Source organism: Nostoc sp. (assembly GCF_036917575.1).
Lineage (GTDB): Bacteria > Cyanobacteriota > Cyanobacteriia > Cyanobacteriales > Nostocaceae > Nostoc.
In genome coordinates, this window is sequence record NZ_JBALDC010000028.1 from 1 (window position 1) to 15215 (window position 15215).

Annotated in this window: 12 protein-coding genes; 3 read left to right on the forward strand and 9 right to left on the reverse strand. The window is 40.9% G+C overall.

Annotated elements, in window-relative coordinates; all coding sequences use genetic code 11:
* Positions 1-214 precede the first annotated feature (214 nt).
* On the forward strand, positions 215-592 hold the full coding sequence (locus V7K79_RS06630; RefSeq protein ID WP_335045851.1) for a hypothetical protein: 378 nt from the start codon (positions 215-217) through the stop codon (positions 590-592).
* 275 nt (positions 593-867) lie between these two features.
* Positions 868-1374, forward strand: a complete 507-nt coding sequence (locus V7K79_RS06635) for a hypothetical protein (RefSeq protein ID WP_335045853.1) — start codon at positions 868-870, stop codon at positions 1372-1374.
* 194 nt (positions 1375-1568) lie between these two features.
* Here the strand turns inward: V7K79_RS06635 and V7K79_RS06640 are convergent, their stop codons facing one another.
* From V7K79_RS06640 to V7K79_RS06660, 5 genes are all read right to left on the reverse strand, one after another.
* Complete coding sequence (locus tag V7K79_RS06640; protein WP_335045855.1) at positions 1569-1775, reverse strand: hypothetical protein; 207 nt, start codon at positions 1773-1775, stop codon at positions 1569-1571.
* A gap of 2 nt (positions 1776-1777) precedes the next feature.
* Complete coding sequence (locus tag V7K79_RS06645; protein WP_335045857.1) at positions 1778-1924, reverse strand: hypothetical protein; 147 nt, start codon at positions 1922-1924, stop codon at positions 1778-1780.
* A gap of 4 nt (positions 1925-1928) precedes the next feature.
* A complete protein-coding gene (locus tag V7K79_RS06650) occupies positions 1929-3692 on the reverse strand; it encodes a tetratricopeptide repeat protein (RefSeq protein WP_335045858.1) in 1764 nt (587 codons plus the stop codon).
* Positions 3682-4974 (reverse strand): ATP-binding protein, encoded by a 1293-nt coding sequence (locus V7K79_RS06655; protein ID WP_335045860.1) that lies wholly within the window; start codon positions 4972-4974, stop codon positions 3682-3684. Before V7K79_RS06655 ends, V7K79_RS06650 begins: the two co-directional genes overlap by 11 nt.
* Before the next feature lie 618 nt (positions 4975-5592).
* Positions 5593-5814 carry a hypothetical protein gene (locus tag V7K79_RS06660; protein ID WP_335045862.1) on the reverse strand — a complete coding sequence of 74 codons (222 nt, stop codon included), beginning with the start codon at positions 5812-5814 and terminating at the stop codon, positions 5593-5595.
* Positions 5815-5992: 178 nt separating this feature from the next.
* On the opposite strand from V7K79_RS06660, the gene V7K79_RS06665 reads away from it, so the two are divergent.
* The gene (locus V7K79_RS06665) at positions 5993-6361 is read left to right on the forward strand and encodes a hypothetical protein (protein WP_335045864.1); all 369 of its coding nucleotides are present in this window, start codon (positions 5993-5995) and stop codon (positions 6359-6361) included.
* A 239-nt stretch (positions 6362-6600) separates the two neighbouring features.
* Here the strand turns inward: V7K79_RS06665 and V7K79_RS06670 are convergent, their stop codons facing one another.
* From V7K79_RS06670 to V7K79_RS06685, 4 genes are all read right to left on the reverse strand, one after another.
* Positions 6601-7953, reverse strand: a complete 1353-nt coding sequence (locus V7K79_RS06670) for a PAS domain-containing sensor histidine kinase (protein WP_335045865.1) — start codon at positions 7951-7953, stop codon at positions 6601-6603.
* Positions 7954-8498: 545 nt separating this feature from the next.
* Positions 8499-11537 carry a beta-phosphoglucomutase gene (pgmB, locus tag V7K79_RS06675; protein ID WP_335045867.1) on the reverse strand — a complete coding sequence of 1013 codons (3039 nt, stop codon included), beginning with the start codon at positions 11535-11537 and terminating at the stop codon, positions 8499-8501.
* Positions 11538-11695: 158 nt separating this feature from the next.
* Positions 11696-14104 (reverse strand): sucrose synthase, encoded by a 2409-nt coding sequence (locus tag V7K79_RS06680; protein ID WP_335045869.1) that lies wholly within the window; start codon positions 14102-14104, stop codon positions 11696-11698.
* A gap of 697 nt (positions 14105-14801) precedes the next feature.
* Entirely contained in the window at positions 14802-15023 is a 222-nt protein-coding gene (locus tag V7K79_RS06685; protein ID WP_335045872.1) for a DUF4327 family protein, read from the reverse strand.
* Positions 15024-15215 lie beyond the last annotated feature (192 nt).

The following is a 15215-nucleotide window of genomic DNA, read 5'->3' on the forward strand; positions in this document are numbered from 1 at the left end:
TTGTAATTCTACATCCATTGCCCTACCTCCCTTGCAGAGTTTTTTCTTCTAATCCTTTTATTTAGAATAACCGGAAAGTGACAGAAGAGGGATAAATTGTGATTGTTGAGAAATTCTTTAGCGTAACAGAGAAGCGCTATAGTCAAATTTGGACTAACATAACTGAGTGTCCGTAGTTTACCGCCGTAGGCATCGCTGGCCTTGTCAAAGACTCATGACTAAAGTAACATCTCAGGAAATTGCACAGTTTCGCTCTCAATTGGCAGACGATCCTAGCGATATGGAAGCGCTGGATTTGATTGAAGACTGTGAAGGAGATTTAGAAGATGCGGCGATGACGCTAGCTATCCGAGCCGGACAAGAACCAGAAAGAGCAAATTCCGAGTGGTTAGATGCCTTGGCGAGAAAATGGCGTGTGGTAATTTGCGAACAAGAATATCGCGAAGATTTACTTAATACTTCACTTCAAAAGATGATGGAACATCTAAAAGCAATGCCGACGTTTCCAAAAATTTTGGCAACACCAGTTTTGATTTATGTCCTCAAGCAAGGCGTAAACAATTTTTGTGAGCCACTAGATTCGCTAAAGTAATCGGATGTACATTTAACTTGTGCTAAATTATTGTGCGATGCCTGCGGTAAATGCTCGCCTACGCGCTTTACAGTTGAGTTTACTACACACATAACAAGAACAGCCCCTTAAGAGTTAGTGTTAGGGAGTAAGACTGCTCTTTTCCTGTACAGGCGCGATTAATCACGTCTGTACTCCTAACTTTTTTTTAACTCCTACCCAATGCAAGATGATTTGACCACGACTGATACGCTGTTAATAAAGGCAAAACTTCTATTAGACAAATTGTAAAATCAATGAATTACCTTGTTGCCGTATTACCAGACCGCATTCAAGCCGAAGCTGCTTACTTAGCTTTAGAAAAAGAAGGCGTTTACAGCACTATTTTGGGAAGGGGGTATAAAACGGCTGACGAGTTTGGCTTAATTGACCCCAAAGAGCAGGCTAATAAGCAAGCAAAACAGATGGCGACCTGGCTGATACCATTTGGCTTTTTTGCAGGTTTTACATTCAGCCTGATTACTGGTTTAGATACTTTTGCTTGGGCGGGTGAAGTTGGCAATCACATTGTTGGCGGACTGCTCGGTGCTGCTAGTGGTGCAATGGGTGGTGTATTTGTCGGTGGCGGAGTCGGTTTACTTATAGGTGGTGGTGATGCTTTACCTTATCGCAACCGCTTAGATGCAGGTAAATACTTGGTTGTCGTTCAAGGTTCTGAAACTCTTACTCGCCAAGCAACCAAAATATTACGTCAGTTTGATCCAGAAAATATCCAAGGTTATGCCGATACAAGTAGTGTGTAATGAATCATAGTTTACACCTCACGACACAGCGACTTGAGTTGCTTCCCTGTTCTTTGGAGGTAGCACAAGCCGTTGTCATACCAATTCAAAATTCAAAATTCAAAATTCAAAATTAAGAATCCAGACAGGACAAGGTTTTGGAGATGTGTATCTGTCGCATTCTTTTTTCAAACTGGTATCACAAGAAATAAAGCTCAAGTAGATGGCGGCTTTAATAGCACTTCATCAGTCTCGGCATTAAAAGCATCTGCCAGTTCAGGACTAGCGATCGCTAGGGCGCTCTCATGCCATTCATGGATGATCGCGTCAATTATCTCCCATGCTGTAGTTGAGGAATCTATCAACCGAAAAGCCTCACTCAACTCCTTGATAAAGTTTTGTAGATCATCTTCTTCAAACACACTCAGCCATCCATAACAATGTTCAAAGACGCAAATCTTAATATTGGATTAAGCTCATACTTTTTACCAATTTCTGATAATGGCTTTAAATGATCAACGTGGATATAACCTTCACCAATTACTCCATATACCTCATCATCAATCAGCATATTTTTAATTATTCCCCATCGCTGCCGCCAGTTTTTCTAAATTTCCACGCACAGCTACACAACGAAGATGCTCAACACCCCTGACTTGTTCGCAAATATTTAAAGCTTGCAAATAAAGCGGTTCTGCTTCACCGTAACGTCCAATTGCCCGATAAATTTCTGCCAGATTATTCAGACTTTCGGCGACATTGGGATGATTTTCTCCCAATAGGTGCTTATCTAGTTCTAAGGCTTTTATACATAAAGGTTCTGCTTCATTGTAACGCCCTTGCTCCCTGTACATATAACCCAAAGCATAGATCGTATCTGCTAATAGCGGATGCGCTTTTGGTAATACACGTTGCTTGAGTTCTAACGATTCTAAAAACAAAGATTCCGCTTCACTGTAACGTCCTTGAGCGCGGTATATTAAACCTAAATTGTGCAAATCTGTTGCAACATCAGGATTTTCTTCTCCTAAAAATCGCTTATCTAGTTCTATTGCTTGTTGCGATAACGGTTCAGCTTCAGTGTAACGTCCTTGATGATAATAAAGTAGCGCTAAATTATTCAGTATATGAGCGAAAGAAAGATGATTTGCGCCAAGCAGACCTTTTTCGAGTTCTAATGATTGTAGATACAGAGGTTCTGCTTCCTCATAACGTCCTTGTTGATCGTATAGTAATGCCAAATCATTGAGACTGGCGGCGACATCAGCATGGTTTTCTCCCAATAAGCGTTTCCTCAGTTCCAAAGCTTGTTGATATAGAAGTTCTGCTTTATTATATTGTCCAGTCGATTTGTAGAGTCCCGCCAAATTATTCAGGCTAGTAGCAAAAGCAGGATGATTTTCTCCTAACAGGCGTTTCCTTAGTTCTAAAGCTTGTTGATATAATGGTTCAGCTTCGCTGTAGCGTCCTGTTGCACGATAGAATCCTGCCAAATTGTTGAGGCTAGTAGCTAAATCTATCTGCAAACCTAATTCATTTTGTAGCTCACTCGCCTGACGCCAATATCTAATTGCTAATTCTTGTTCTTCTTGATAATTTTGAGATTCACCCCGATCTAATCTGCTGTGGTAAATATCACCCAATCTTGAGTATAACGTAGCCAATGTGGGGTCTTTAGTTCCTTGTTCTTGTTCTACTTTCAAGATTAACCTTTGTAAATCTTGAATGGGTAAGAAAAAGGAGTTATTTTCATTAGTATCTGTACTGGCTAATTCTGTGTCTCGAAAAACAAAGCGGATATCTTCTAATTCTTTACCAGGAATAGCATTCGTCTTTTTAGATTCAAACCGAAATACACCGTTGCGCCAACTCCAAAAATCAGGAGCCTTTTTAATTAGGTTAACTAAAATTTGGTTAGTTACCCAAAGCACGATCGCAAATGGAAATTCGCGCAATCCTTCCCTTGTCCACTGTAAGTAACCAAAAAATTTCTCCTGTTCTGATTGCTCATTCTCCAACCTGAGAAAATACAATTGTTCAGCACCCGTCACAGAGATTACCGCCGGGTTTTGCTGGCGGAAATATTCTTCTTGTTGTATCAGTTGATTAAGAGCAGCTTTCAGGCTTGGTTCTTGACGTGCTAAAGTTACTCGATATGCACCGAAGGCGGGTTGTAGTTCAGCTTCATATTGAGCAATAATCTGATCGCGAAAGCTAGCATCATCGCAAACTGCAATCAGTAAATTCAAACCCCGCTTTTGAGCTTCAATAGAAACAATTAAATCATCATAGGCATCTTGATTTTCTCCTTGTTCATCTAATAATTCTTCATTTAACATTAATTGCTCCCTGTCTTTTCAAGCTTTCGATCATAATTGGATGAACATCATACCAAGTTTCTTCAGTACGATATTCTAGAACATACAGCCCGTGTAGCAAATCCAAAAATTCTGCTTGTTTGGGGTCGTTGGGCATAAACTGTTCATACACACTCTGCAAAATATCGATATCAATCTTTCCTAAACGAATGGAAAAATCATTGCGAATTTTATTGATTGCTTGCAGGAGAATTTTATCATCAATAATAACTTCGGCTGAAGGATTTCGCCGAATCGTTCGCAAACATATACGGCAGCATTCTTTAGAAATCCGAATTAACTCTCGTAATACGCCACCACTAGAAATAACAATCTTATCAGCCGTTTCTGCTGCGATTAATTTGCTAGGAATCCGTTTTTGTAAAACTTCACCAAGAATCTTTGTTGCTTCTGGACGAGGTTGGGCATTTGGGAAGCGATTTTTACCTTTATCAAATATTTTTAAGACAGGCATTGCTACAACTTGATCGTTGGTTTCAGTAGCAATTATTGTGCTGATAAATGTTTCTCGAAGGACTGCGATCGGGATCGTGTAAATAATTTGAAAGTTCGGTTGACAAAGAGCTTTAATGTTATCTCGATAAATTTCGTTAACTCTGCCTAAATCAAGTTTATCTAAATCATCAATAATTACTAAAACGTTTTGTTTAGTTGCAGCTTGAATTAAAGCAGCAATTTCATTAATTCTGGCAACTAAATCTGATAACTTGCGTTCAAACTCTTGCTTAATTTCATCCCGAACGCTAGCATCAACTTTTAATTTAGAGCTAATCAATTTTAACAGGTCAAAACCGATACTAGCTTCTGTTTGCAAATTTGATTCTTCAGTGCGAGTGCGGGTAGCAAACCAATTATAAAGAGCTTCTTTAGTGGATTGGGGAATATCAACTTTGCGTGCTTCTGCCTCGGTCATTAAATTAACTGCGATCGCAAACAGTATATTAATATGATTAACTGCCGACATTTCAATTTTATCGGCAATAGAAAAGAGAACTACAAAATATTTATCTTGAATTTGTCTGCTAAACTCAGCTAACAAAGTAGACTTACCACATCCTCGATGTCCTGTAAAGACAATTTTGCCATCTTTATTAGGACTATCTTCGACTAATTGGTTCAGGTCTGCAATCAAATCATCACCATATTCAACTCGAAATCTTTTCATTTCGTTCTGTTCCATCAAGGGAAACAGTTCGAGATTGCTGTACGCTTCTTGAAAAGAGTTTAATAAATCTTGAGACATTGGATAGTGCTGTAAACGTGCTAGCTATTCATATAATGGCTCATGATTTTTAAAGTACAAGTTTAGGTAATGTCTAAGATAGAGTATGCCTACATAAATTTTTAAATTCTGTTAATAAATAATTACTAGGTGAGTAGTATGTTATGTCTTAAAAATAGATACCCTAATCCCCAAATTTCAACCTATCAATAAGTAACAGAGGTCAATAATCAATAAGACTGAATGATAGATTATACATTCGATAATTCAGACGAAATGATAGATTATACATATAACATCCTAAAAGCTACCTAACACATAAATGAAATAAAATTTTCAGTTATAAAAATAAATTTTTAGTGTGCTTCGTTTCACTCCCCTCTAGCCGATGCAATGGGTTGAATTACCCTCCTTAATCCCCTCAATGTATTGGAGGGAAAAAAGAAATCTTGTACCCTTCCCTTTGCTTACTGTATGCACACAAGTTGAATTACCCCCCTTAATCCCCCCTTGGAAAGGGGGGAAAAAGAAATCTAATCTAGTTCCCTCCCCTTTATAAGGGGAGGGTTAGGGTGGGGTAAAACCCTGGTTAATCAGCTATTTCAGACTTGTGTGTATACCGTAGCCCTGTGGAATTATTTAAACAACTTTCATCAAACCAGCTTTTGCGACTCCAAAACCAGCTTTGGCGACATCGAAAGCTGCTTTGGCGACATCGAAAGCTGCTTTGGCGACATCGAAAGCTGCTTTGGCGACTCCAAAACCTGCTTTCGCGACATCAAAACCTGCTTTCGCGACATCAAAACCAGCATTTGTGATTTCAAAACCTGCTTTTGCGACATCAAAACCTGCTTTTCTCAACGAATTTCAGCAAATATACCCGCATCTATCTAGTTGGCTAATGCCATTTAATGCTTTTATAATTCTGTAACTTCACTGTGGCTAACACATCTGCTTATTGCCTATTTTGATGATATATAAATAACTCAGTGTGTAAGTTCAGGGTTATTTATAAATATAATTCAAATAGGAAAACTATATGACGCAACGAAAACGAAACTCTATAGCACTGACCAAAGCTGAACGACGGATTGAAGGAATGCAGACAATTAACCGTGAGTTAGACTTTAGTAATGGGTTTTCAATTGCTACTTACAATACTAAAGTAATTGAGTTACGAGAGAAGCTAGCCGCTTATAATCAAGCACAAACAATAGTAGATAAAACACACAATACATTGATAGAAGCAGAACGTGAGTTAAATACTTATTCTGAGCAGATGCTGTTGAATGTTGCATCTCGCTATGGCAAAAATAGTGATGAATATGAAATGGCTGGTGGAACGCGCAGATCAGACCGCAAGAAACCACGCCCAGTAGTAAATCAAACAGTGATATCAGTGAAGTAATTGTTTGAACTCGCTGCTTCTTTAGATAAGGGTGCGTTGACTTTATATAACAACGCTCTCTTCCTGGGTACTGGAAAAGTTTTTAAAATTTGGTGGTAGGTCATGAGCAACCACCATCTTCTGCCTTCTGCCTTCTGCCTTCTGCCTTCTGCCTCCTGCCTCCTGCCTCCTGCCTCCTGCCTCCTGCTATAAAAGAGCGTTATAAAATGGGAGTGTAGCAAAATTCTGAGTGTAAGCCGCTATACATGGAAATTTCTCGAAAATGGGAGAATGACTGTAAAGGTAGTTCCTGCATTGATTGCACTTTCGACTGTAATCTCGCCGCCGTGTAAATTTACAGCCTGCTTGACAATGGACATCCCCAATCCCATTCCGGGGATATTGGCTGTATTACTAGCGCGATGAAAGGGTTCAAAGATGTGTTTAATGTCAGAAGCGGGAATGCCAATACCAAAGTCTTGAGTCTGGAATATAGCTTGCTCGTTGTTAGTGATTACAGAAAACTTAACTGTACTACCAATGGGAGAGTATTTTAGACAATTTGAGAACAAATTACTCAAGATTTGGCGCAATAGTTTCGCGTCTAAGTTAGCTTTTGTGCTTTGGTATTCACTGCTGAAAACGAACCTATGTTGTGAGCGATCGCTTTGTTGTAATTCTTCTAATAAATCGCGGCAAAATTCCACTAAATTTATCGGTGTTGGATTAAACTCTAACTTGCCTGTTTCATCCTGACTCACCACTAATACATCATCCAACAACTGGGTTAGATGCATAACTGATGTTTGAATGCGACGTAGGTGGGTTTGTTGTCGCTCTTGGTTCCAGAGGTGGCGATAATGTTCTAGTAGTTCCGCAGAAGAGTGGATAGTAGCCAAAGGGGTACGAAACTCATGGGAGGTGATGGTGAGCAAGCGGGATGTAAGTTCGCTAAACTGCCTTTCTTTAGCAAGCGCTTGTCGCATCGCTTCTTCTGCCCATTGCAGCTTGGCTTGGGTTTGCTTGCTTTCGCTAATATCCCGCAATAGCCAGCGCAGACCAACTAACTCACTATATTGATTACGAATAGCAACCACCTTAATCTCAGTCATAATAGATGTTTTGTCACGTGGTCGCAGGTTTACTTCCCACTCTTGCATTTTCCAGTCTGAGAATTGGGCGCGATCGCGCAGATGAGTTAGTTTCAAATGAAAAGTAATTATTTCTTTCTCAATTACAAAAATCCCGATGAATTTGCCCAATAACGAACTTTTAGAAATGTTAAGTAGAGTGGTGGCAGCTGAGTTAGCTTCCTGAATAAACCCTTTTGTATCAGTCACAAAATAAGCGTCTGGTACTTCCTCAAATAGTTCTTGGTAGCGTTGACTTTGTGCTACCAAGGCTTGTTGAGTATTGGATAATTCTTCATTTTGTTGCTTTAAATCTTCATTCACTAATTGCAGTTCTTCCAAAGCTAGGTAAACTTCTTTGAATACTGCGGTAACGAGTTCAATATCTGCTTGTGCTTTTTGCTGCTCACTCTGGCGTTGCAAGAGGGCGACGCGCTTACGCATGTTCTCTATCTTCTGCAAGGCTAAATCGTCCAAATTCACGCTCTTGCTCCTAATTTCTAAAGTTGGGTTTTGTTTTAGATTCCCTACTTAGATGATCTTAGCTTTTGGAGTTTACTAGTTATCAATAATCTCAACCTAGTTTTAATTCTTTAGGATGAGGTAGGAGGCAGGAGGCAGGAGGCAGGAGGCAGGAGGCAGGAGAGAAGTTGTGTTTTTTCCTACCGACTTACAGCAGAATTTAAAGGTGAAACACGCTTTCTACCTCGCTTTAAAATTTAACTTGTGTAATTTACCTGACTTCAAATCTGCTGTAAGTAATCAAGCGGTTCTCATTTGTTCATTAGACCTCTTGCAAAAATCTTTGAATCACCCCTCCCCAACCCTCCCCTTGTTAAGGGGAGGGGGCAAGATTTTAAGTTTCCCCCCTTTATAAGGGGAGCCACTTGCTACAACGGAGGGAACCTCCGTTGTAGCAAGTGGCGTGGGATTAAGGGGGGTCTATTCGACTTATGCAAGAAGTCTATTGTTTTTGTCTGGAAATGTTCAAGGAGGTAGGGGGCAGGGGGCAGAAGGTTCTCATTTGTTCACTGTTTTTGTCTGGAAATGTTACTCAATTGCTCTCGAAGGTCTACCCATTTGATGCCTGCTAGGCTGGGTAAAACAATATGAGCAGATCCAACTCGTTCAACGGGGCCGAGTCCTATTGCCCACATCCCAGCAGCTAGAGCGGCTTCAACACCTGCTGCGGCATCTTCTACAACCACAGATTGCTCTGGTTCGATTCCTAGCTGCTTGGCTGCGTACAGAAATAAGTCGGGTGCTGGCTTGGGTTCTTGTACACTATAACCGTCGGCGATCGCATCTACTTTGTCTATAATGCCCAATCGCTCTAGCACTGGGCGAGCATTTTTACTGCCTGAACCAATACCGATCTTAATACCAGCTTGCCGCAGTTCATCCAAAAGGGCGATCGCACCTGGTAACAAATCTTTTGGTGTCATCTTTTGGAGCAATTCGACATAATAGCCATTCTTGCGCTCCATCATCTCCTCTATTTTTGCTTCTGAATACGGTCTATCTTTCAAAATCAGCATCAGGGATGCACGACGAGATACACCCCGCAAGGCTTCGTTAGCTTCCCGATTAAACGGTATACCCTCTTCATCTGCTAGCTTTTGCCAACCTAAATAGTGAAGTTCTGCTGTATCTGTTAGTACACCATCTAAATCGAAGATGAATCCTTGGATGTTAGGGATTGGGGAAGGTGGGGCCCCCTCTGGGGATAAGGGGTAATGGGGATTGGGCATTAGGGATTGGGTATTGGGTATTGGGGATTGGGGATTGGTTATTCCCCTTGTCCCCTTGTCCCCTTGTCCCCCAGTCCCCTTGTCCCCAGTCCCCAGTCCCTTGTCCCCAGTCCCCAATCCCCGATGCAGATCGAAGTCGTGCCATTTCCCGCGCCAGTGCAGTTTAAACTTTAGTCGCGTCCAGCCTGGAGGGAGGTGGGGGTTGCCTACAGGACCATTTTCAGTTATTTGGATGCCGCCGAATCCAAAAATTACAGCTTGCCAAATACCACCAGCACTAGCACCGTGAATTCCATCGTTGGTGTTACCTCGATTATCTTCAAGATCCACCATTAACGCTTGCATAAACTGTTCGTAAGCTACGGTTGATTTGCCCAAATCAGAAGCTAAAATCGCTTGAACTGCTGGGCCAAGGGAGGAACCATAAGTAATATCGGTGCGGGGTGCGTAGTAGTCCCAGTTTGTCTGCAATGCTTTTTCGTTGTAGGGAAAATCTGCTGATTCTCGCATTAAGTATAAAAGCATTAATACGTCTGGCTGCTTGAGTACTTGAGATTTATTGGTTTTCTCCATTCCCAAGATCGGTTGCATGGAGCGATCGCGTGGTTCATAATTTGCTAAATTGATATCTTCTAAGTGGAAAAATCCCTCGCACTGCTCGATTAGTTCTGTTGAGGGGTCATAGAAAAACAATATTTTGGCGATGATATCTTGCCAGTGCGATCGCTCCTCTGGGGTGAGCTTTAGTATCTGTTCTAGTTCCCTGGCTCGTTCGGGGAATTTGTTAACTAACCAATCATAAACTACGACCGCTTTCTCTAAATGCCACTGCGCCAGCCGGTTTGTAAAGGCGTTGTTGTGGACTAATTCATGGTATTCATCGGCTCCAATTACTCCCCGAATTTCATACCGATCCTGCTCAGAATTGAATTCCACCCGACTACCCCAAAAGATAGCGGCATCCAAGATTACCTCTGCGCCGCACTTTTGCATCCAGTCATCATCACCAGTTGCTCGCCAATAGTTCCAAACAGCGTAGGGGATATCTGCATTGATGTGAATTTCGCGATCGCGGCACCAAATCCGCACGTCTTCACCATAAAAATCACTGCCGATAGCCCAACGTGGTGTCACTTCATCTCCAGAATCGGCACTTTCCCAGGCAAACATTGCTCCTTTATAGCCGTAATGGACTGCCTTGCGTCTAGCTCCATTCAAAGTGTGCCAACGGTAACTGAGTAAGTTGCGGGCGATCGCTGGTTGGGTAAATAGAAACAAGGGCTGCATAAAAATTTCTGTATCCCAAAAGATATGACCGCGATAGCCAAACCCAGAAAGGGTTTTAGCAGGAATACTTACTTTGTCATCATCCCGTGAGGCAGCAATCAGCAGTTGAAACAGATTGTAGCGAACAGCAAAAGCAGCTGTGTTATCCCCTTCAATCAGAATGTCACTTTGCTGCCAAACTTCATCCCATGCCTGTTTATGAGCTTTTAGTAATGTTGCGTAGTCTGGCAGGTGTGTAAGTTTTTCTTGAGCTGCTGGCACTGGTGTTTCAATTTCCCGCGAGGTAAAAACTGTCACCAGTTTTTCCACTGTCACGGTCTGCTGCGCTTTCGCCAAGAAGGTTGTACTCAAGCTAGGATAACCAGGTGCGGTACTGACTTGCAAAGATGCTTCAGTGCCTAATATTGTCACCTTAGCTGCCATACCAAGTTCAATTCGAGAGTTGCGTGTACGGCGTTGCAACCAAATTTCTTGCTTAGTCTTACCCTGGTCTAATTCTTCCCAGTGATTGAAACCCTGATTTTCTGGATAGCCATTGATACTAGCTTGAACTTCGATTAAGGCATCAAAATCTACTGGCGTTACATTGCAGCGTAACGCCAACACGTGCGGATCTGCAAGACTAGCGAAGCGTTCAAAGCTAATGTCTATAATATTCCCACTGGGAGAGCGCCAACGCAAGGCACGGCTTAGTAATCCATGACGCAGATCGAGTTGTCGCTCATAGCGCAATATCTCACCTTGATCGAGACGGAAGCGATCGCCATTCACAATTACTATCAAGGGTAGCCAGTCAGGGCAATTTACCAATTCAGTGTATACCACAGGCACATCATCGTAGACACCGTGGATAAAAGTAGCTGGCATTCCATGAGGATAACCTTCCTCAAAACTACCCCTTGTTCCCAAGTATCCATTACCGATTGTAAAGACGGTTTCTTTAGAGTGCAATTGCTCAGGGTCAAATTGGGTTTCGATTAATATCCAGTCTGTGTAGGTAAAATGGCGAGAACGGCCTTTTGTTTGCATAAGTGAGAGTGAAGATTGAGGATTTTGAGTCTTTGAGCTAGATAAACGGAGTTCCAAGGTGGATGAACGAGTATCTGAGATGGATGAACAAAGTTCCGAGGTGGATGAATCCAGTTCTAATTCTCCCCTGCTCCTTTACTCTCCTGTCCCCTGTCCCCTCATCCTCCCTTATGCTTTTCCAAAATCTTATCAGCTCTGGGTTTATAAATGAGATGAAATAAGGTTTCCATGTAGCGATCTCTGGCTTCATTATTTTCAGGAGCAACAAAGTTCCAAAAACTAAACATTTTAGCAAGCAGTAGCAATTGATTGCTATGTAAATGCCAATTATATTTGTGATGAATTCGCTGACTCATCCATTCTGAAACTTCGTGCCAATATTCAGTATGAGTATCGCAGTATTCCAGAAAGTCTAAAATTTTCGTTGCTGTTCCTTCTAAGTCTGTAGGATTAATATTAAATCGGTTTTCTTGATCCTCAATAATTTCTGAAGAACCGCCAAATTGAGTAGCAAAAGTTGGCAAACCAGAAATCATCGCTTCCAAAATACTGCGACCGAAAGCTTCAAAGCGGGCAAAATGGATATAAATCCCTTGACAATCTGCTACTACTCGGTAGGCTTCGCCGAGTTCATTACTAGGAATACGCATTCCCACCCAGCGAATCTTACCATAGAGATGATATTGCTCGATAATGTCATGGAGTTTTTGAATTTCTTCTGCTTCTTCTGAGTTGATAGCTTCATGTTGATGCAATTTACTAGTTAAGAGGATTAAGTTACAACGCTCTTGCAACGCCTGACTTTTACCAAAGCATTCAGCTAAACCAGTGAAGTTTTTGATTGAATTGATCGTATAAACGGCAAAGATTGGTCGCTTCTTCGGGTCATCTAACTGACCAAAGATTTGAGGGTCTTCGCGAGTAAAGAGTAGCTCGTAAACTTGTGTACGAAGTTTAGGATCTCGGACTTCTTTTTGACTATAGGGAAAGAAAATATTTTCATTTACTCCCGGCGGCACTAAATTAAATTTAGAACTAAACAAATCAATGCCATCAACCACATGATACAAATGTGGCATTGTAAACCACTTGTACGACTCGTATTGACCTATGGTATCAGGCGTGCCGACAATTTCTTGATAGGACGAGGTGATGATAAAGTCAGCTGCATTCATGCTAATTAAATCGGCAGTGAATTGTGCCGAGAAGTGATACTTCTCTTCTAAATCTTGCCAATATAAATTGCTAAATAGATGTTTAGGTTTTTCCAAAGAATGGGCTATGTTACACTGGGTAACTTTCATTCGACGAGATAGGAGAAAGGCTACTAAATTCCCATCGCTGTAATTACCAATAATCAGATTAGGTTTGACTTGGAATTGAGCTAGTAATTCTTTTTCGGCATCGAGCGCAAATTGTTCTAAATAAGGCCAAATTTCATATTTAGAAATCCAATTATTGGTAATTTCTGGATTAAATTCACCAAAAGGAACGCGCAATATCCAAGCATTTTCAGTATCTTGAACTTTTTCGATGCGCAGGTTGCAAAATGTTCCTTCGCAGTTAGGAATTAGTCGAGTGAGAATAATTACATGAGGTTTAATGCCTAGCTGGTCAAGTCCAGCAAGTTTAATTTGTTCGCGCAGTTCGTTTTCTAAGCTGCGAGCTTGTTCGAGGACGTAGATAACTTGACCAAGTGTTTCATCTCTTCCCAAAACATCTTCCTGTCCAACCCAGCCGTGGACGGAAACGAGGACGACGCGAAAGACGGCGGGGACGCGAGCTACAAATGTTTCTAAGATACCGGGTTCTGGGGAATAAATAAGTCGGTCGAGGAGTTCTAAAGTTTCAGAGACTCGCGCCGCAGTATTACCCCAACCTGGCTCAAAGCCTAGTTCTTGGAAAGCCAAGCGGAATTTTTCATAAGGTTCATCAGGCGATCGCTCACTGAGAAATTTCAGTGCTTGCTTAATTTGTTTGGCTAACTGAATACCGGAGGGAATGCGATCGCTCAACAATAGGCGAATACCATTGTATTGCAGCCCATGTAATGCTTGAAATAACATTTCTACCCAATATTGGGGGTCAGTCAACAATTGATTGCACAGGTAACGGTTGAGGAAGGCTAAACCTTGACCAATATTTCTAGCGTCGTCAATTCTTGGAGAATTCTCATAGAAGGGGTGGAGGTCGATTTCGAGGATATGAGGTTGGTAGCGATTGACTAGACGATCTCTCACATCTAACAGTGCTTGAGGTGTCATCTGCTCAAACCTGCTATCGGCTGTCAGTTGCCAAACTTCTTGATTAGCAATCTTCGGTCTAATTACGAACCAAATACTTTCCTTTTCGAGAATTATTTCGTGGGTATATTGTATTAGTTTGCCAACAGAAGAAGAGTAGTAAAAATAGGCTGGTTTTTGGGATTGATGACAGTACTCACCAAAGAAATGCAAAATTTCATTTCTTAGGAAGTAATGCTTACCTGAAGCCTTCAAGGTATAAATTAACTGATGTAGAGCAGTTTTTTCATCACCGTGGGAGACAGCTTGAATTAGTTCATACATGATGACGAATTCCAGAGATTTAGTTAGGTAACAACCTCATTTTTCTTTTTAGTCTCGGTTTTGTGAGGTCTATTACCTCCGCGATGATAAATTACAATAAAAATTTTCGCTTCTAGCTCTGGGATGAAAGGCTGCGATCGCTTTAAGTCTATGGGATGATGGAAAAGTGAAAATTATTAAATAGATTTTTCTCAATCAGATATAAAAGACTATTCTCGATTAAGTAGTGAAGCAAAATTGGAGCGATCGCTAATACAACATCACCCCAAGTGTTAGCAGAATAAAATTAAATATAATACCTACCAATTTTTTGTAAGGCTGCACATTATTTTGACTTCTCCCAACCTCCTAGATGCGTTGGGGTTCCTTCTATACGTCTTAATCTGGAAATGGTCTTACTTTAAAAGGATGTTTTAAAAGTCGTGATTGATGTATCAAATATTTTTTTACCCCTCCCTAACCCTCCCCTTATAAAGGGGAAGGAACCGGCCGGATTTTTCTTATTTCCCCCCTTTATAAGGGGGGACTAAGGGGGGTAACAACGTAATTAAAATCACAGTTAAACACTTTTCAAACATCCTCTAATAATCTCTTGCTTATAACCCCCGATTAATTCGAGGGTTTTAATATTAAAAAATAAATTTTTAAATTTAATTTTATTGGGATGTAGCTAATGGTGGTTTAGCTTTATGCAGCCTTAATCGTCTTCCCACGATTCGTGATTCAGTAGATCAATAATTCTATCTCTGAGTAGAAATTCATTTTTTTCTAACTCAAGTTCAAAATTAATCCAATCACGATGAGGAATATATTTATAAAGGGTATAAATTGGCTGCTGACGGTTAACAAGTCTCTTTTTAACAAGTTGAAGTGCTTCTTCCTTGATAACCTTGATGTCATATTTAACTATAGTGTTCATCGGTCGTTCCTTTGTTTTTAGTCAAGGAATTAAGAATCAAAACAATAGTTGCTTTGACTCTTCCTTAAACTTATCAAATAAAATTGGCGGAAATTGTGAAGAATCAAGACATTAAAGTTGCTAGAAGTTAGAATCCACCATATTTCAACTTATCTATTAAGAGGCTATGCCAACACGATATACAGAACCACG